Source organism: Psychrobacter sp. CX21 (assembly GCF_057396255.1).
Genome location: NZ_JBXYJG010000007.1, coordinates 106,187 through 124,713 on the forward strand (window position 1 = coordinate 106,187; position 18,527 = coordinate 124,713).

15 protein-coding genes, 2 tRNA genes, 2 rRNA genes and 1 riboswitch are annotated in these 18,527 nt (G+C 40.6%); of the genes, 15 read left to right on the forward strand and 4 right to left on the reverse strand.

Annotation, left to right across the window (positions count from 1 at the left end; translation table 11 throughout):
* Nucleotides 1-8: 8 nt before the first annotated feature.
* Nucleotides 9-148, reverse strand: a riboswitch (TPP riboswitch).
* 143 nt (nt 149-291) lie between these two features.
* Nucleotides 292-654, reverse strand: a complete 363-nt coding sequence (locus AC2SLP_RS05995) for a septal ring lytic transglycosylase RlpA family protein (protein ID WP_486535760.1) — start codon at nt 652-654, stop codon at nt 292-294.
* 532 nt (nt 655-1,186) lie between these two features.
* On the opposite strand from AC2SLP_RS05995, the gene pstS reads away from it, so the two are divergent.
* The 6 genes from pstS (at nt 1,187) to AC2SLP_RS06025 (ending at nt 7,831) form a co-directional block, all read left to right on the forward strand.
* Complete coding sequence (gene pstS, locus AC2SLP_RS06000) at nt 1,187-2,350, forward strand: phosphate ABC transporter substrate-binding protein PstS (protein ID WP_486535762.1); 1,164 nt, start codon at nt 1,187-1,189, stop codon at nt 2,348-2,350.
* Between the two features lie 157 nt (nt 2,351-2,507).
* Nucleotides 2,508-3,458, forward strand: coding sequence for a phosphate ABC transporter permease subunit PstC (gene pstC / locus AC2SLP_RS06005; RefSeq protein ID WP_486535764.1), 951 nt, complete (start codon nt 2,508-2,510; stop codon nt 3,456-3,458).
* Nucleotides 3,459-3,661: 203 nt separating this feature from the next.
* On the forward strand, nt 3,662-4,567 hold the full coding sequence (pstA, locus tag AC2SLP_RS06010; protein ID WP_486535766.1) for a phosphate ABC transporter permease PstA: 906 nt from the start codon (nt 3,662-3,664) through the stop codon (nt 4,565-4,567).
* Between the two features lie 89 nt (nt 4,568-4,656).
* Nucleotides 4,657-5,574 (forward strand): phosphate ABC transporter ATP-binding protein PstB, encoded by a 918-nt coding sequence (pstB, locus tag AC2SLP_RS06015; RefSeq protein WP_486535767.1) that lies wholly within the window; start codon nt 4,657-4,659, stop codon nt 5,572-5,574.
* A 116-nt stretch (nt 5,575-5,690) separates the two neighbouring features.
* Entirely contained in the window at nt 5,691-6,431 is a 741-nt protein-coding gene (phoU, locus tag AC2SLP_RS06020) for a phosphate signaling complex protein PhoU (protein ID WP_486535768.1), read from the forward strand.
* Nucleotides 6,432-6,766: 335 nt separating this feature from the next.
* Nucleotides 6,767-7,831 carry a hypothetical protein gene (locus AC2SLP_RS06025; RefSeq protein ID WP_486535769.1) on the forward strand — a complete coding sequence of 355 codons (1,065 nt, stop codon included), beginning with the start codon at nt 6,767-6,769 and terminating at the stop codon, nt 7,829-7,831.
* A 121-nt stretch (nt 7,832-7,952) separates the two neighbouring features.
* Here AC2SLP_RS06025 and AC2SLP_RS06030 read toward each other — a convergent pair whose 3' ends face one another.
* Both AC2SLP_RS06030 and argH read right to left on the reverse strand, forming a co-directional pair.
* Nucleotides 7,953-8,243, reverse strand: coding sequence for an oxidative damage protection protein (locus AC2SLP_RS06030; RefSeq protein ID WP_486535770.1), 291 nt, complete (start codon nt 8,241-8,243; stop codon nt 7,953-7,955).
* An 81-nt stretch (nt 8,244-8,324) separates the two neighbouring features.
* Nucleotides 8,325-9,710: an argininosuccinate lyase gene (gene argH / locus AC2SLP_RS06035; RefSeq protein WP_486535781.1), complete on the reverse strand. Its 1,386-nt coding sequence runs from the start codon at nt 9,708-9,710 to the stop codon at nt 8,325-8,327.
* A 440-nt stretch (nt 9,711-10,150) separates the two neighbouring features.
* Between argH and hemC the strand changes: the two genes are divergently transcribed.
* From hemC to AC2SLP_RS06055, 4 genes are all read left to right on the forward strand, one after another.
* Nucleotides 10,151-11,149 (forward strand): hydroxymethylbilane synthase, encoded by a 999-nt coding sequence (gene hemC, locus AC2SLP_RS06040; protein ID WP_486535771.1) that lies wholly within the window; start codon nt 10,151-10,153, stop codon nt 11,147-11,149.
* A 101-nt stretch (nt 11,150-11,250) separates the two neighbouring features.
* Nucleotides 11,251-12,039 (forward strand): uroporphyrinogen-III synthase, encoded by a 789-nt coding sequence (locus AC2SLP_RS06045; RefSeq protein WP_486535772.1) that lies wholly within the window; start codon nt 11,251-11,253, stop codon nt 12,037-12,039.
* A 171-nt stretch (nt 12,040-12,210) separates the two neighbouring features.
* Complete coding sequence (locus AC2SLP_RS06050; protein WP_486535773.1) at nt 12,211-12,681, forward strand: acyl-CoA thioesterase; 471 nt, start codon at nt 12,211-12,213, stop codon at nt 12,679-12,681.
* Complete coding sequence (locus AC2SLP_RS06055; protein ID WP_486535774.1) at nt 12,681-13,436, forward strand: hypothetical protein; 756 nt, start codon at nt 12,681-12,683, stop codon at nt 13,434-13,436. Before AC2SLP_RS06050 ends, AC2SLP_RS06055 begins: the two co-directional genes overlap by 1 nt.
* Before the next feature lie 90 nt (nt 13,437-13,526).
* Here AC2SLP_RS06055 and upp read toward each other — a convergent pair whose 3' ends face one another.
* A complete protein-coding gene (upp, locus tag AC2SLP_RS06060; protein WP_486535775.1) occupies nt 13,527-14,165 on the reverse strand; it encodes a uracil phosphoribosyltransferase in 639 nt (212 codons plus the stop codon).
* 488 nt (nt 14,166-14,653) lie between these two features.
* Between upp and AC2SLP_RS06065 the strand changes: the two genes are divergently transcribed.
* The 5 genes from AC2SLP_RS06065 to AC2SLP_RS06085 form a co-directional block, all read left to right on the forward strand.
* Nucleotides 14,654-15,304, forward strand: a complete 651-nt coding sequence (locus AC2SLP_RS06065; protein ID WP_486535782.1) for a DNA glycosylase — start codon at nt 14,654-14,656, stop codon at nt 15,302-15,304.
* Between the two features lie 596 nt (nt 15,305-15,900).
* A 16S ribosomal RNA gene (locus AC2SLP_RS06070) occupies nt 15,901-17,438 on the forward strand.
* Between the two features lie 154 nt (nt 17,439-17,592).
* Nucleotides 17,593-17,669: transfer RNA gene (locus AC2SLP_RS06075), tRNA-Ile, on the forward strand.
* Between the two features lie 86 nt (nt 17,670-17,755).
* Nucleotides 17,756-17,825, forward strand: a tRNA-Ala gene (locus AC2SLP_RS06080).
* 358 nt (nt 17,826-18,183) lie between these two features.
* Nucleotides 18,184-18,527, forward strand: a 23S ribosomal RNA gene (locus AC2SLP_RS06085); the annotation flags it as partial.

Here is an 18,527-nt window from a genome sequence, read left to right on the forward strand (position 1 = left end):
AATATATAGGGGAGTTGCAATGACTTTCCTACGGCGGTATTAACCGCATCAGGTTCAACGGGTGATGTCTCAGCAAACGCTTGATTGTCATTCCTAATGGTCAATGGCCATTATTAGTAACAACAGGTCTGCACCCCGAGTCTACAATTATTGATATAGCTATCTTATCAAACTTTGATATCAATAACAGGGTCAATTAAAAATCTAATAACAGCACCATTTAAGACAATAAAAAAGCGCCAACTAAGTTGGCGCTTTATCGAATTGATGCATGGTGAATAAATGCAAAACTTACTGTCTGCGATATTTGCCATCGCCTTTACTAATAACTTCAACATCTACTTTACATAAGTTGCAGCTAAGCGCTTGATTCGCTTTTTTTGATAAGTCGATAACACGGCCAGGCGTAAATGGGCCACGATCATTGATTTTAACCACGACAGACTTATTGTTCTTAAGGTTAGTTACTTTAACTTTTGAGCCAAAAGGTAGCGATTTATGGGCCGCAGTCATAGCGTACATATTATATATAGCACCTGAGGCCGTTCTTTTGCCGTGGAAACCTGGTCCATACCAAGATGCCATGCCTGCTTGAGCGGGCACTGCTAACAACATAGTCAACAGAAGCGTAAAGGGCATAAAAAGTTTTTTCATAGGTCATACCTGTAATAATTTTAATGATTGGAACTATTCACAAACTAGGTGTCACAAACGAGGTGTAATAAACTGAATGTTACAAATTTCGTGAATACAACTATATGAGGCATATTTGCCGAGTTGCAACAATTAAAAAACTTGCCGTACCAAATTAATGTGCACGAATTATACAGGTGTTAGGTATTAAATATATTTCTAAAGCGTTAACTAAATGTAAAGAAAGCTTACAGTATAAGGAGTTATCTATATTTAAAGGTTTTCGTATATTTCTTAATTTCATCGTACCTATTTAATGAAGTCTTAATGAAGTTTTTCCAAACTATTAAGCGCATAAAACTGTCCTTTAACTGGCTACGCTAATGAGACTATTGGATTAACATATTTATACAAAAATTAAATATTTCATCAAACTGTCATATTTGAAGCGCAAAATAGCATCATTCCAATAACGAAGTCGACATTATAACAACCGTCAACTTCCTAATATTAATATTTGATAGCTATAACTCATAACTCTTTAGGAGAGACCATGCGCCATTCATTATTAGCTGTAGCAGTTGCCAGTATTTTAAGTTTAACTGCTTGCGATACAAAAACAGAAGACACTGCTACAACCACAGATGACACCGCAGCAACAGCACCTGTTACTGGTGAAGCTCCAGCTACGACTACTAGCACAGATCAGTATACCGATATTGAAGGCGTAGAAATGAATGTCAGCGGCGCGGGCGCTTCATTCCCAGCACCTATTTATCAAAAATGGTCAGCTGACTATCAAAGCGCTACTAAAGGACAAGTTAATTATAACTCTATCGGCTCATCTGGTGGTGTCAAACAAATCAAAGCAAAAACGGTTGATTTTGGCGCATCGGATAAACCACTTAAGCCAGAAGATTTGAATGAAGCGGGTCTTATCCAGTTCCCTACCGTTATCGGCGGCGTAGTACCAGTGGTTAATGTTGAAGGTATCGAGCCTGGTCAATTGGTATTAAGTGGTGAAGTTCTGGCTGATATTTATCTAGGTAAAATTACCAAGTGGAATGATCCTGCGATTACTGCCCTAAATGAGGGCGTTGAGCTTCCTGATGCTAATATTACGACGGTTCACCGCTCAGATGGTTCTGGTACGACGTTTAACTTCACTTACTACCTAAATGAAGTATCGAGCGACTGGGCTAATGTGGGTGTTGATAAAAGTGTTGAATGGCCAACGGATAAAACTGGAACAGGCGTTGGTGGTAAAGGTAACGAAGGCGTTGCGGGTATGGTAAAACAAGCCCCTAACTCAATCGGTTATGTTGAGTATGCTTATGCCAAACAAAACAATATGTCGCATACAGCAATGGTTAACGCCGCTGGTAATCGTGTTGAGCCATCAGCTGACTCATTCGCGGCCTCTGGCAACGTTGATTGGTCACAAGCAGAAGGGTTCTACAAGGTTATTGCAAACTCAGACACTGCCGATGCATGGCCTATCGCTGCTGCCACCTTTATCTTAGTACACAAAAACCCAGAAAATCCAGAGAAAGTTGCTGGCGCATTAAACTTCTTTAACTGGGCTTATAACGAAGGCGATCAAGCTGCGCTGGACCTAGATTATGTTCCTTTCCCAGACGAAGCCGTTGCTTTATTTAAAGATGAGTGGAATAAAGTGGTTGGCGCTGATGGTCAACCTGTTTATACCGCTAAGTAACAAGATTGACTTGTCACTGTCAATGAACACTTAAGGCAACTGGCAAGTAAATGACCTCTCATTTACTTGCCTTATTACTTAAAACAAAAGTTATATAAAGAAAAAGATTTTAGCCCAAGATTTTTTAAGCCAAAGAAAACCATACGTTGGGGACACCATGTCTGACTTACACGCTCAGCTAGCAAAACAAAAAAGAAACGATTTTCTGTTTGTCAATTTGACCAAATTGTTCGCTTTGCTAGTACTGTTATCTTTAGGCGGCATACTCGTATCGTTGATTATAGGTGCGTGGCCGAGTATTCAAGAGTTTGGTTTTGGGTTTTATACCAGCTCTGATTGGAGTACCGTCAATGATGAATACGGAGCATTAGCGCCAATTTACGGCACAATTGTCACCTCTTTTATTGCTATTTTAATTGCGGTGCCCGTAAGCTTTGGTATTGCTATTTTCTTAACTGAACTTTGTCCGGTAGTGTTGCGTAGACCTTTAGGTATGGCAATTGAGCTATTGGCAGGTATCCCATCAATTATTTATGGCATGTGGGGCTTTTTTGTATTAGCGCCCTTATTTGCCAAGTATGTTCAACCTTTTTTAATTGAGCATCTCGGGCCTATCCCAATGATAGGCAGCCTATTTGGTGGCCCGCCACTAGGTATCGGTGTTTTCACCGCCTCGCTTATCTTAGCCATTATGATTATTCCATTTATTGCGGCAACGATGCGCGATGTTTTTTCAGTAGTACCAGAGCTTTTAAAAGAATCTGCATATGGTGCGGGCGCAACCACTTGGGAGGTTATGTATAAAATAATCTTACCTTACACTAAAGCTGGTGTGGTCGGGGGTGTTATTTTAGGACTGGGTCGCGCTTTGGGCGAAACCATGGCGGTCACCTTCTTAGTAGGTAATACCTACAACATCAACTCCAACCTTTTCGGTTCTGGTGTCACCATAACCTCTGCTATCGCAAATGAATTTGCAGAAGCCTCAAGTGAAATGCACGTTGCTACATTATTACATTTAGGGTTGATACTTTTTGTCATTACCTTTGTTGTTTTATCCATCTCCAAAATTATGTTGTCACGAATTGATAAGAGAGCGGGTAACTAATTTTAAGTGGTGTAAATAGAAAAGTAGCTTATAGTCAGCGAACAACTAAACGGTTACGGCGTTATCCTTGCTAAGCCTATATGAGTAGTACCTGCACTCGGTTGCCTTTTAATTATTTTAGACGTCTTTAACTATAGTAAATTTAGTCACCTAAGCGTGACACAAATTCAAATTGGTATGACAGGTATTGATAGGATCACAACATGACATCACACTCCAGTGCAACATTAGACAACAACTCAAGGCCATCACAAAGCTTTGAGCAACGAATGAATAAGTCGCTCTACACAAAACGTAAATTTTTGAATGTGATTGGGCTAGTGTTTGCCGTCTTAGCGATGACATTTGGGTTAGTATGGCTTGGCTGGATACTGTTTGATCTGCTACGCAAAGGTATGGAAGCCATGCTAACGATGCCTATCTTCACAGCCGATACGCCGCCGCCAAACACCATAGGCGGGCTGCGTAATGCTATTGTTGGTTCATTTATGATAGCAGGTACAGGATTGCTTATTGGTGCGCCAGTAGGTTTGTTAGCCGGTGTTTATTTGGCCGAGTTCTCTCAAGGATCTTGGCTGGGTAAAGCGACGCGCTTTTTAAACGACATTCTACTGTCGGCACCGTCTATTGTTATTGGTTTATTTATTTTTACATTGATGGTCAGTAATCGCGGGTTCTCAGGGTGGGCTGGTGCTGTCGCGCTATCGCTTATCATTATACCCGTAGTGGTTCGCAGTACCGAGACGATGCTCAATCTAGTCCCTAATCAGTTACGAGAAGCTTCGTATGCGCTGGGTGCGCCTAAATGGAAAGTTGTGACATCAGTGACGATGCAAGCTGCCAAATCAGGCTTGATAACTGGTGTTCTATTAGGGTTTGCACGTATTACTGGTGAAACCGCCCCGTTATTATTCACTGCGTTAAACAACCGGTTCTTTAGCTGGGATATGGGCAGCGCCATGGCGAACTTACCCATGACTATTTACCAATTTGCTGCGGCTCCTGATGATACTCAAAATATGATTGCATGGGCTGGCGCGTTACTGATTACTTTATCCGTATTGGGGCTTAACATTATCGCCCGTATTATTGGTAGAGAAAAACGCTAGTAAATTAGAGTAATTAAATTAAATTAAATAAATCATCCAACGACGATTAAGTTTAATTCATTTTTTTCATATATTTATAAGGTACTACCATGACAGACGTATTAGAGAGCAAACCATTGACAGATAATAAACTCGTTAAAAACAGCAATGACACGATGTTAGAGCAGCCAATCGAGACAGGTAATCAGCAAGAGCAGCCTGATACCGCGTCTTTTACGAAACAAACAGTGGCTGATCTACCAGATAACATGCCGCCAGCCAAAATGGAAATTCGTGATTTAGATTTTTATTATGGCGATTTCAAAGCCCTCAAAGACATTAATATAGATATCCCTGAAAAAAATGTCACCGCCTTTATCGGTCCGTCAGGCTGTGGTAAGTCTACTTTACTACGTACGTTTAACCGTATGTACGATTTATATCCTGGTATGCATGCTGATGGCAAAATTATTCTTGATGGCAAGAATATTTTGTCAAAAGATGTGGATGTCAACTTGCTACGTGCACGTGTTGGTATGGTCTTTCAAAAGCCTACGCCGTTTCCTATGTCAATTTATGACAATGTGGCATTCGGTGTGCGTCTTTACGAAAAGCTAAGTAAAGCTGAACTGGATAATCGAGTAGAATGGGCGCTTAAAAAATCAGCACTATGGCCAGAAGTGAAAGACAAACTTAAAGCATCAGGTCTGTCGTTATCAGGCGGTCAGCAGCAGCGGTTATGTATCGCCCGCGGTGTGGCAACAAAGCCTGAAGTTCTTCTATTGGATGAGCCAACCTCAGCGCTAGACCCGATCTCAACAGGCGCTATTGAAGATCTTATTGAAGATCTAAAGCATGATTACACCATCGCTATCGTAACCCATAACATGCAGCAAGCAGCCCGCGTTTCTGACTATACATGTTATATGTACTTAGGTGATATGGTTGAGATGGGTGAGACCAATCAAGTATTTACTAATCCAGCGCAAAAAGCCACTGAAGATTATATTACGGGTCGTTACGGCTAGATGGGTTGTTATGGCTAGATGAATTGTTACGGCTAGAATGACACCTAAAATGTAGCCTTAATTGTATCAAGAGATTAAAGCGTTTTAGCAGATTTAAAATATTTAAAAGGGCCCTTATGCCACTTAATGAAAAACATTCGTCTAAAAGTTTTGATAATGATTTGAAAGAATGTATCGATCTATTTATGCAAATGGGTCGTATGGCTGCTGAACAAGTCACCTCGGCCACGCATTCACTTATCGACAGTAATTTGAAGATTGCCAATCAAGTTATTGAAACGGATGACGTGATTAACCAAATGGAAATCAAGGTTGATGAATTGGTGATTTTGCTGGTTGCCAAACGTCAACCTGCTGCCAGCGATTTAAGATTGATTATGGCCTTGTCTAAAGGGGTTGTGGATCTTGAACGGGTAGGGGATGAAGCGAGCAAGATTGCACGCATGGCTCGAAAGTTACACGAAGAGGGCGCATCGCCACGTGGCTATTCAGAAGTACAGCATTTATCCAATCAGGTTCGCCTCATGTTGCTCGATTCATTAGACGCGTTTACGCGTCTAGACCCAGAGCAGGCGTTATCAGTACTACAAAGTAATAATACGGTAAATACTGAGTATCAGTCTGCCAGTCGATCATTGATGACCTATGTGATGGAAGATAGCAGGCATGTGTCTAAGGTTATTAATATTTTATGGGTACTTCGTGCACTTGAGCGTATTGGTGATCATGCGCGCAATATTGCAGAGCTTGTTATCTACTGTAGTAGTGGTAAAGATGTGCGTCATACCGACTTTCTATTTATAGAACAAACTGTACAAGAAGCTTCTGAAAGTTTGGCGGCGCGTAATGGTGAATAGGGTGATTTTATAAGTAAGGTAAGTATTAATTATAAAAGCTAATATCATTAAGATATTGGCTTTTTTTTATTTTTATCACCATATAGTTTCTGCTTCTGATTAAAAGCTGTACACTTATATTTATTAACTGTTTAAAGATAATAAGATTTATTTAAAGAGCATAAGATTTATTTAAAGGTAAAGTTCTATTGAAAAGGGTGATAAAAAAACTGATTCATATAATAGGCTATGCTGTTATCGTTTTTATAATGATAATGCCAGCTTTTGCGTTTCAACCCATTATGTTTCAAGGTACTTCTATAGGACCAGCTGATTTTAATGAAAATATAAAAGTATTGTCAGAAGTTATCAACATTGATGCAGATGCAGATTTTGATACCGCAACGTATCATGCCGAATATCATATTATAAACACACAGGATGGACTGCAAGTACCAGTAATTTTTAACACGTATGGTGATGTTACTTATTATGAAGATAAAAAAATATCCATTAGCATTGATGGTAAACCTGTTGAAGTACAGATAATTGAGCCAAATCTACTGGAAGATGCGGACACAATTTATTCTACTGAAAATAGAGGTTTGCAAAACAACAGTCAAAATGATCGAGCTGTTGTTACAGCTAACCAAGAAGACATTGATGCATCGGGTGACCTAAGCCGTTTATTAAATAGCACGACTTTTATGAGCGAAAATGGAGTTGAACCCTTTCGTTCTTATCAAGAATATTCACAGTTTATAGTTTCAAATCTAGATAAAGGTAAGCATACTATCCGTACTACCTATAGCGTAGACTCATCTTACTATGGAAGCGATTGGACTGGCATAAACTCCTTTGACTATAGATTTGCTAATTTCAAACCTGCAGCAGCGTATCAAGGGACTAGACTCTCCTTTAATTTCGAAGGGAATACGGATTATATAAGTGTGGATATTGATGCAGAATTTGATCAGCCATTAGAACAAACGAAGCACTGGGCGTCTAAAAAACAAACCCCTACTAAGATGTCATTTACTTATCAAAAGCCATTGAATGCTGTGGCTAAAGTTTTAACAAGTATCTCGCTCTATGTTGTCATACTATTTGCTTTGCTTGTGTTCGGGCGAACAAACTACCAATTACTGAAAAAAACTCAGCAAGATACTCCTGAGTATACTTGGTCACTTATGATATTTACCGGTCTTCTTTTTCCATTTTTGAGTATTATGATGGCGTATTTTTATTTGGTATTCACTGATTTAGTGATTGGGCAAGGCGCCACTGGCGAGATGCGTAGTTTATTTTTTATGTGGATGTTGCCTTTAGCCTATATTTCAGCGACACCAATATATTTTTTAGTGATGTTAGGACTATGTATTGGAATAAAAAAAGAAAATAAAGACGGCACAGCTCATTAAGTTTAATCAGACTTTGCTGCGGATAGCTCTTTAATAATAGGGGCTATTTAGAATTAGTCTCTGTCAGTGACATATACTAATTATAAATAGCCCCAAATATTTCAATCATATTAAGGTAGGGTTAAGACGGAGGCGTATAACCCGCAGGTCGCTCATAGTCAGCATTGTCTAAAAACTTCTCGCGTTGCTCATTGATAAACTTCTTAGCTTCAGGGTCTAGCATGCTTAGATGGTTCTCATTAATGAGCATGGTCTGCAGTTCTAACCATTCATCCCAAGCTTTTTTAGACACTGTGTTTTGAAGCTCCTCCCCTTTTTTATTGGGAAAAGGCGGGTTTGACATTTTCGGCATGTCTTGTTGATATTTACGACAAAACACCATATTTGCTTTTGGATTAAAGGTAGCTGTCATTATTTTATCCTATTATTTTCAAATATTTATTTGCTAAAAGCTAAGTCTAAACGCTGTATTAAATAAGCCACTTTAAAACGGTTACTTTAAATCGATGTTAAAGCTTTTGATACGCTCACGACCGCGAGCAACAGCCTCGATAACTTGTTTTGGTGCAGTGCCGCCAAGATGATCACGCGCTGCCAGTGAGCCTTCAAGCGTTAAATAATCAAAAACATCCTCTCCAATAGCATCGCTAAACTGTTGTAGTTGCTCAAGCTCAAGTTCGCTTAAATCAACGCCTTCTTTAATACCTAAAGCGACCGCATTCCCAACAACTTCATGAGCGTCTCGAAAAGCCACGCCGCGTCTTACTAAGTAATCTGCTAAATCGGTGGCTGTGGCATAGCCTTTCATGGTGGCAGCGCGCATATTTTCCTTGTTAGGTACTATATTAGGCAGCATATCCACAAATGCAAGTAAAGAGCCGGTTAAGGTATCAACACAGTCAAATAACGGCTCTTTGTCTTCTTGGTTGTCTTTGTTATAAGCCAGTGGTTGGTTTTTCATTAACGTTAGTAAGGTGATTAGTTGACCAAATACTCTTGCAGCTTTACCACGCACCAGCTCAGGAACATCAGGATTTTTCTTTTGCGGCATAATTGATGAGCCCGTACAGAATCTATCTGGGATTTGCACAAAATCAAACTGCGCTGACATCCATAAGATAATCTCTTCACTCATACGTGATAGATGCATCATCAGTATAGAGGCCGCTGAGGTAAACTCGATAGCAAAATCTCGGTCAGATACAGCATCTAAAGAATTTTGACAAATACCTTCAAAGTCTAGCAACTCGGCCGTAATCGTACGGTCAATTGGGAAGGTAGTGCCTGCCAGCGCTGCACTGCCCAAAGGCATTTGGTTGATACGACGACGGGCATCGATCAAGCGCTCTGTATCTCTATTGAGCATTTCAAACCAGGCCAATACATGATGACCAAAGCTTACTGGCTGCGCGGTTTGCAAATGGGTAAACCCTGGCATAATAGTATCGGTGTGTTTCTCAGCCAAGTCTAGCAACCCTGATTGCAGCTTAACCAATAACTCCACGATATTATCTACCTCTTCACGTAGCCATAGACGAATATCGGTTGCTACTTGGTCATTACGACTACGTCCCGTATGCAGTTTTTTACCGACAGTACCAATGATATCGGTTAGGCGAGACTCGACATTCATGTGTACATCCTCAAGGGCGATCGACCATTTAAATTCGCCGGCATCAATCTGTTTTTGTACTTGATTTAAGCCGTCTATTATCGTCTCTACTTCTTCTGCAGTTAAGATTTCGCAACGACCTAGCATGGTAGCGTGAGCTATCGATCCTTGAATGTCATGTCTAGCAAAGCGCTGATCGAAGCCGACTGAAGCGGTAAATGCCGCAACGAAGCTGTCTGTTGCTTCACTAAAGCGCCCACCCCACATCTGCTGCCCTTGACCACTGCTGCTATTAGAATCATTTGATTGAGTAGTAGAAGTTTTATTCGAGTCGTTGTCTGTCATATCAGTTCAAATCCAAAAATGGCGTAAAGTAAGTAGTATTCAAAAGCAGTATAGCAAAGGACTAGGTCGCCTTGCCAGTTAGCCGATGATGGTTAGCTGCTCTCTTAAGCTACTGTCCAGAAGCTACTGTCATTGAGCTACTAATATTAAACCAATGTCATTCAACTACTAATTATTAACTGACAACTATTTGTTGTCTGATTGCTCGGCCACTTAAGCGAATTAAGTAAGCGCTCAACATAACATCACTGAAATACATGACCAATTATGGTTAAATAGGCGAGATAATCGTTAGGTTTAATATCGAGCCTTAAGACTAAATTTTATTTCCACTTTACAACCATACCTAAGAAAAAATAACTATGACTAAATCAGCACATTCCACTGCACTTAAGACCTTAAAAATTGCGACTCGTAAAAGCCCTCTCGCCATGTGGCAAGCCGAACACATACAGTCTCGTTTAGAGTCTTTATATCCAGAGCTTGAAGTCAGTTTGGTAACTATTGTGACCAAAGGAGATAAAATCCTTGATACCCCGTTGGCTAAAATAGGCGGTAAAGGTCTATTTGTTAAGGAGCTTGAACAAGCACTTTATGACGGTAGAGCAGACATTGCAGTTCATTCTTTAAAAGATGTGCCTATGGAGCTACCTGAAGGTCTGTTATTAGGCACATATTGTAAGCGTGAGTCCCCAACAGATGCTTTTATTTCAAATACCTACGATAAGTTAGACGATTTACCTCAAGGAGCGGTGGTCGGAACCGCAAGCCTACGTCGTCAGTGTCAACTAAAAGCCTACCGTCCTGACTTACAAATCAAAACGCTTAGAGGCAATGTGCAAACTCGGTTAGGTAAGCTAGATGCCGGCGAATATGATGCGATTATACTAGCAACCAGTGGTCTGCAACGAGTTGAGCTCAGTGATCGTATCAAACATGAAATAGATATAGATATTAGTTTGCCTGCAGTAGGGCAAGGGGCGTTGGCCATTGAATGCCGTGCAGGTGATGACGCCGTTTTATCTTTATTAAAGCCTCTTAACGATGGACAAGCCCGTATTCGCCTAAAAGCTGAGCGAGCGCTAAACCGTCGTTTAGAAGGTGGGTGTCAGGTTCCTATTGCAGCATACTCTGTCATTGAAAAAGACTCAGAGCAGTCTAATGTCAAAACATTATGGCTACGCGGCAGAGTAGGGTCTGAAGATGGAACCACACTACTTAAAGCGGATAAACGTATTGCTTTAACAGGTAATCAGGCCGATCGTGAGACTCAAGCAGAGCAGTTAGGCATCGATGTGGCTGATGAATTGCTGTCATTGGGGGCAGATGGTATTTTAGCGGCAATTTATTCCAATAAATAAGGTTTATTTATTGGCATGGTATTTAAAACGTAACATGAATAAGCCGGTTACTGTCGATTATATATTTTATTAATTGCTATTATTTAGCTTTTAGGGGTGTTATGGTTTTTATCAATACCCGTCCAACCAGTCGTGCTCAGCCCTTAAACCTTGCCATGCAAGAAAAAGGGATGACGGTATTGACATTGCCTTTACTAGAATTAGTGACCGTTGATATTAGTGAGCGCGAACAGCAGTATCAGCTAGATTTTTATCAACAGCCTAATAAGTATCAGGCTTTGGTGGTTGTTAGTCCAACGGCGGCTCGAATGGGTTTAGCTGCTTGTCCAAAAGGGTTTATTCCTAAAGCGGTAGTCATCGCCGTTGGTCATGCTACCGCAGAAATTTTGCGAGACGCTGGCTGGCAAGTACAATGTCCTGATGAGTATAGCAACGAAGGCATGATAAAGCTGTCTGCTTTAAACACGTTAGGTAACGACGATCATATTTTGGTCTGGCGTGGGCGAGGGGGAAGACGTGTCTTGGTAAACTTTTTGCAAGAAAATGGGGTGACGGTACATGCCATAGCTTGGTATCAGCGTCGTTGTCCTCGTGATACTGCCTTAAAGTTTAGCGAATTAGCACATCGTCTCAAGGCTATAAATCATCCTAAACGCCCTATTGTTCTAATCAGTAGTGGTGAAGCTTTTACTAACTGGAGAGAACAATTTGCAGAGCTTGATTCTGATTTGCCTGATACAATTTACGCTATGTCGGACTTCTATTATTTAACCTTTGGTAAGCGTCTTACCGATACGGTCAGTGATTTGAAACTCAATTGTATCCGCATTGAACATTTAGATCCTGATGAAGTTTGGCGAGGTGTCAGGCTACTGCTTGAAAATCAATAGATAAAACCCGTTAAATTTGGAATGCTTTTAATACTGACTATTAGTCGTGACTTGTGTCACAAACCTAGAGTAAAGTCTTAAAAATTTCTACGTTATACTTCTAACCCCTATTTAAACTATCGTTACAGCTACTGTTGCAATTTATAGAAGCTGTGGAGAGATACTATATCCATGTTTAGTTTTACATTAGATAAAGAGTTTGATATGCCTGAAGACCTGGCTGGTTTTGCCAGTATTTATGTTCAGCCTGTCGCTTGGAATGATATGGATGCCTTTAATCATGTCAATAACGTAGTTTATTATCGTTATGCTGAGTCAGCGCGTATTAATTACTTGAGTGAGTTGGGTGCTTTTTCCGAAGAGGTGACCACAGTGTTGGCTCAATCAAGCTGCACTTATTTAAAACCTGTGGTATTCCCAGATACTCTGCTTATCGGTGTTCGCACTAAAAAACTCGGGAATACCAGTTTGGTTATGGAGTATTGTTATTATAGCCAGTCCCAACAAGCTGTGGCGGCTACAGGGGAGTCTGTGTTAGTGCGCTTAAATAAAGACGCAACTGAAAAATTAGCATGGACAGATACTGAGCGTAAGAATTTTTTAGCTTTTGAGCAAACTGTTAACCATACTCCGGAGCAGTGATGCTTTCATTTTTAAATCGAAAAGCTTCATCACCCCTTATCCCAGAGCTACCGAGTCTGGATCAAGCGCTATATCCACTTAACTGGGGGCATCAAAAAGTTGAGTCAGCGCAACAGCTACTTATTCATACCTTGCAAACACAATTGTATTATCGAGCGACGAACGCAGATAACCCTTACTTATCTTCTCAATTAAGAGATAATCAGAAGCAGTTTAGCCAGCTACTTTTACAAAATGATATTTATCATGATTGGGTGAACTTTACCGTATTTGGTCGTTACATACAGCGCAGCTTTAGTGCCTTTTACCAGCAAACCGAAGATGTGTTTAACACAGATATGCCAGAGATATTGAAGCATGAGTTAATGCGGCATACTCAGTATTTACCCAAAGATCAAATGTTGTTAGCAGGCGGGCAGCTTTCTAACACGATGCGCAGAGATAAGCTATTAATCACTACGTTAAACCCCTTCCAAGCGATTAATGAGGCCCTTAAATATTACTCCAAAGGGAAGAGTAAACCACAAGTTTTTAATCTCGATCCAAACTCAGTTTTTATATTAAATATAATAAAGGTCAATTCAAAAAAAGTTAAAGCATTTGCCGTAAAGCATAATAAACGCACTTCTGATGGAGCACGCAACGAAGTAATGATTCTGGATTTTCAGAATTTAACTTTGTCCCAAGAGCAAAATCTTAAAAACACCGCCCAACCAAAGTTAACCTTCCTTATTAGGCACTATTCTATAAGTTAGTAACTTAACAATAGGTAATAAACACTTGCTGTTATAGAGTGATATCAACAACTTAATGATGATCATTTGAGTAATGAGGCCTTAAGTTAGCTACTTAGTACCGAAAATCTTATCTCCAGCATCACCTAAGCCGGGGATTATATAACCGTTTTCATTTAAGTGACTGTCTAAAGAAGCGGTGTATATCTCAACATCTGGATGGGTCTCATTAACCAAACGAACTCCTTCAGGAGCCGCGACTAATACCAAAGCTTTAATTGTTGAGCAGCCTTTTTCTTTTAACATATCAATTGTGGCTACCATTGAGCCGCCAGTGGCTAGCATTGGATCGATAATCAATGCAGGTCGACGGTCTACATCAGCGACCAACTTTTCAAAAAAAGGCACAGGCTGTAACGTCTCCTCATCACGTTGTAAACCTACCATAGAAATTTTTGCAGTTGGAAGAAGGTCTAATACCCCATCAAGCATCCCTAAGCCAGCTCGTAAAATAGGAACTACTGTAACTGTTTTTCCAACAATTTGTTCACCAATGATGTCAGTGTTATCCCACCCTGGCATACTAAACTCTTCTATTTCAAAATCACGACATGCCTCATAAGCCATCAAGCGGGCAAGCTCAATGGTTAAGGTGCGAAATTTATAAGTACTACAATCTTTGGCACGCATTAAGCTTAATTTATGACGTACTAAGGGATGATTAATTATCTCTACATTTAAATTGCTCATAATGCCTCTTTGAAGGTCGTTTGGGGATAGATATTGGATTATATAAAGTAGGGTGTTTTATAAATGGCGCGTCAAAATTTACGATATCAAATTTAAAATAATTATTTTGATAACTCTTTATAACGGCAGTTACTTAGCTATATTCACATAACTTAACTCATATAACTTTATTATTCACTAAGTAAGACTATTATTACGTCGAATATTTGGTGATTATAGCTATCAGTTTAAAGCAATATTAAATTTGATTATACCAATAAAATAAAACCAACTTAGGCATGAATAAAATGGCAACTTTTACCGCTTGAATTATTAATAATCGGATATAAATACGAATGATTAAATAAGGTATAAGTTTGTTTAGTTATATTATTTGAAGCACATTTTAAACTAGAAAATTTTTTTTAAACGTTGAACATTTAACAGTCGAACAATTTAAACAATGAACTAAAACTACATTTTTAGTTCATGCGTTATTGGAGTGGAATATGAAGCGTGATAATTTTAAAACTTTACCAGATGGGAGGGTGGTAGAAAGTCATCCATTTAAACCCGTATTACCAAAACATGCCACGATTATGATGATGGGCACCATGCCACCAAAGGCTGATAAATGGCGAATGCAATTCCATTATCCCAACTTTCATAATGATATGTGGCGCATCTATGGACGTGTGTTTTTTGATGACGCAGATCACTTTATAGATACGCAGCGCACAGATGATAAAAAGGGTTTTGATCCGGAACGAATCAAAGCTTTTTTGAACGAGCGTGGAATAGCATCTTGTCCCACAGTTAAAAGCGTGATCCGAGAAAAGGACAATGCAGCAGATGAATTTCTAACCATTGTAGAAACTGTAGATTTAAAAGAAGTCTTGCGACAAGTACCCCATGTAAAAACTCTATTCACAACAGGTGGGAAAGCCACAGAGATATTAATGCAATTACTACAAGAGAATCAGGGTTTAAAGATAGCTAAGTCTAAATGGCCTAAAACCAACCAGCAGATTGAATATACATACGCAGGACGGGAATTGACACTTTATCGCTTACCCTCAACATCAAGAGCGTATCCTTTATCTCTAGATAAAAAAGTAGCGGCTTATAAAGACTTCTTTAAATCTGTTGGAATGCTATAGCCTTATAGCATAAGTAACACTATATAGTTAAGCGGGGCTATGAGATAACCAGAACATAGTAGCTATAGCAGAAGATATTGATTAATATAGAAATTTATTTGAAAAAATCTAATAAACTTATTGACACCAAAAATAAAACGCCTATAATACGCAGCTCATTAGGACGCACTTAAAAAAACGAGAGTTTTTAAAGTGAAAACCCTGAGAAAATTAAAAGAAATAAAAAGTTGACACACCGAAAAATGGTGATAGAATAGTCAGCCTGCTCGGCACGAAGAGAGATGATCTCAGAGGTGTTAAGCAAGAAATACACTAGTCTTGGACGACAAGCTAGTCATTATTTAAAAGCTAGAACTAAAGAACAACTTGTGTGGATTTTTGCTGATTAAGAATGCTAAAAATGAAGTTGGGATTGTTTGTATCTATTAATAGGTATGGATAATGACTAACTATAAAAAATTATCATTTAATACAGCAGAAAAACTCGAAGTTAATTCATTATATGAAACATACGAAAAGCAATTTGCTAGTATTAAATGAGCCAAGATTAGTAATCTATCTTACTTTTAATTAAGTGAAAGGTTACAAGCAAGATTAAACTGAAGAGTTTGATCATGGCTCAGATTGAACGCTGGCGGCAGGCTTAACACATGCAAGTCGAGCGGAAACGATGATAGCTTGCTATCAGGCGTCGAGCGGCGGACGGGTGAGTAATACTTAGGAATCTGCCCAGTAGTGGGGGATAGCACGGGGAAACTCGTATTAATACCGCATACACCCTACGGGGAAAAGGGGGCGCTTGCGCTCTCGCTATTGGATGAGCCTAAGTCGGATTAGCTAGTTGGTGGGGTAAAGGCCTACCAAGGCGACGATCTGTAGCTGGTCTGAGAGGATGATCAGCCACACCGGGACTGAGACACGGCCCGGACTCCTACGGGAGGCAGCAGTGGGGAATATTGGACAATGGGGGCAACCCTGATCCAGCCATGCCGCGTGTGTGAAGAAGGCCTTTTGGTTGTAAAGCACTTTAAGCAGTGAAGAAGACCTTATGGTTAATACCCATAAGCGATGACATTAGCTGCAGAATAAGCACCGGCTAACTCTGTGCCAGCAGCCGCGGTAATACAGAGGGTGCAAGCGTTAATCGGAATTACTGGGCGTAAAGCGAGCGTAGGTGGCTTAATAAGTCAGATGTGAAATCCCCGGGCTTAACCTGGGAACTGCATCTGATACTGTTAGGCTAGAGTAGGTGAGAGGGAGGTAGAATTTCAGGTGTAGCGGTGAAATGCGTAGAGATCTGAAGGAATACCGATGGCGAAGGCAGCCTCCTGGCATCATACTGACACTGAGGTTCGAAAGCGTGGGTAGCAAACAGGATTAGATACCCTGGTAGTCCACGCCGTAAACGATGTCTACTAGTCGTTGGGGGACTTGATCCCTTAGTGACGCAGCTAACGCACTAAGTAGACCGCCTGGGGAGTACGGCCGCAAGGTTAAAACTCAAATGAATTGACGGGGGCCCGCACAAGCGGTGGAGCATGTGGTTTAATTCGATGCAACGCGAAGAACCTTACCTGGTCTTGACATATCTAGAATCTTGTAGAGATACGAGAGTGCCTTCGGGAATTAGAATACAGGTGCTGCATGGCTGTCGTCAGCTCGTGTCGTGAGATGTTGGGTTAAGTCCCGCAACGAGCGCAACCCTTTTCCTTAGTTACCAGCGGGTTATGCCGGGGACTCTAAGGATACTGCCAGTGACAAACTGGAGGAAGGCGGGGACGACGTCAAGTCATCATGGCCCTTACGACCAGGGCTACACACGTGCTACAATGGTAGGTACAGAGGGCAGCTACACAGCGATGTGATGCGAATCTCAAAAAGCCTATCGTAGTCCAGATTGGAGTCTGCAACTCGACTCCATGAAGTCGGAATCGCTAGTAATCGCGGATCAGAATGCCGCGGTGAATACGTTCCCGGGCCTTGTACACACCGCCCGTCACACCATGGGAGTTGATTGCACCAGAAGTGGGTAGCCTAACCTTTTAGGATGGCGCTCACCACGGTGTGGTCGATGACTGGGGTGAAGTCGTAACAAGGTAGCCGTAGGGGAACCTGCGGCTGGATCACCTCCTTATAAACGGCATTCGGTCAGCAAGAATTCACAACAAGTTGTTCTTTAGTTTTAGTAGATAAAAGCTTTCGAGGAAGCAAGACTTATAGAAATTTCCCTTAAAGGAAATTTCTCTTGCGCTCGGGATGAAGCAGTGCTTCATCTATATCCTCGCTCAGGGTCTGTAGCTCAGCTGGTTAGAGCACCGTGTTGATAACGCGGGGGTCATAAGTTCAAGTCTTATCAGACCCACCACTTATCATACGGAAAGCACTAGAAAATCACAGATTTTCTCTTGCGAAGCTAAAATGTGCTCCTAGCACATTTCTTCACGCTTCTCAGGGGCCATAGCTCAGTTGGTAGAGCGCCTGCCTTGCACGCAGGAGGTCAGGACTCTCCTTGGCTCCACCATTACGTAGTAGAGATAGTAAGAAGATAAAATAGAAGTAAGCAATCAGTAAAACGATTTCTTACTTCTGTTTTATACAGAAACAACATAACGATCTGATGAAGACGTTATTACTATTTAAAAACATAGATATGAGTTGTAATATTCGGTTAGCGGATGAATCATCACTGAGCCATCTGCTAACCATTAATCAACCTCTTTAACGTCAATAGCTAATATAGTATTGCTGTTATCCCAAGAGGTTGGTTATAAAAAGTAATAAGAGAACTGAATCAAGCGTAAATTATCAAGGTGATATCGTTATAATTGCTAATTCATACACATTAATTTATTAATGTATAAGACCCTTTGGGGTTGTATGGTCAAGTAATTAAGCGCACATGGTGGATGCCTTGGCAGTCAGAGGCGAAGAAAGACGTGACAGCCTGCGATAAGCTTCGGGGAGGCGGCAATATCCTGTGATCCGGAGATTTCTGAATGGGGAAACCCACTTAGCGTAAGCTAGGTATACCAGTTTACTGGTAGGCGAACGAGGGGAAGTGAAACATCTCAGTACCCTTAGGAAAAGACATCAAAAGAGATTCCCCTAGTAGCGGCGAGCGAACGGGGAGGAGCCGACGGATTTTAGAATAGACGAACAGAGTGGGAAATCTGACCATAGTGGGTGATAGTCCCGTAGTCGAAATTCTAGATGAAGCATATTA

Coding starts and splice junctions, on each gene's coding strand:
- pstC (WP_486535764.1), top strand. CDS start 2,508: ATGTCTGACTTACACGCTCAGCTAGCAAAACAAAAAAGAAACGATTTT.
- pstS (WP_486535762.1), top strand. CDS start 1,187: ATGCGCCATTCATTATTAGCTGTAGCAGTTGCCAGTATTTTAAGTTTA.
- AC2SLP_RS06030 (WP_486535770.1), bottom strand. CDS start 8,243: ATGACAGCTACCTTTAATCCAAAAGCAAATATGGTGTTTTGTCGTAAA.
- upp (WP_486535775.1), bottom strand. CDS start 14,165: ATGAGCAATTTAAATGTAGAGATAATTAATCATCCCTTAGTACGTCAT.
- argH (WP_486535781.1), bottom strand. CDS start 9,710: ATGTGGGGTGGGCGCTTTAGTGAAGCAACAGACAGCTTCGTTGCGGCA.
- hemC (WP_486535771.1), top strand. CDS start 10,151: ATGACTAAATCAGCACATTCCACTGCACTTAAGACCTTAAAAATTGCG.
- AC2SLP_RS06065 (WP_486535782.1), top strand. CDS start 14,654: ATGAAGCGTGATAATTTTAAAACTTTACCAGATGGGAGGGTGGTAGAA.
- AC2SLP_RS06050 (WP_486535773.1), top strand. CDS start 12,211: ATGTTTAGTTTTACATTAGATAAAGAGTTTGATATGCCTGAAGACCTG.
- pstA (WP_486535766.1), top strand. CDS start 3,662: ATGACATCACACTCCAGTGCAACATTAGACAACAACTCAAGGCCATCA.
- phoU (WP_486535768.1), top strand. CDS start 5,691: ATGCCACTTAATGAAAAACATTCGTCTAAAAGTTTTGATAATGATTTG.
- AC2SLP_RS05995 (WP_486535760.1), bottom strand. CDS start 654: ATGAAAAAACTTTTTATGCCCTTTACGCTTCTGTTGACTATGTTGTTA.
- pstB (WP_486535767.1), top strand. CDS start 4,657: ATGACAGACGTATTAGAGAGCAAACCATTGACAGATAATAAACTCGTT.
- AC2SLP_RS06055 (WP_486535774.1), top strand. CDS start 12,681: ATGCTTTCATTTTTAAATCGAAAAGCTTCATCACCCCTTATCCCAGAG.
- AC2SLP_RS06045 (WP_486535772.1), top strand. CDS start 11,251: ATGGTTTTTATCAATACCCGTCCAACCAGTCGTGCTCAGCCCTTAAAC.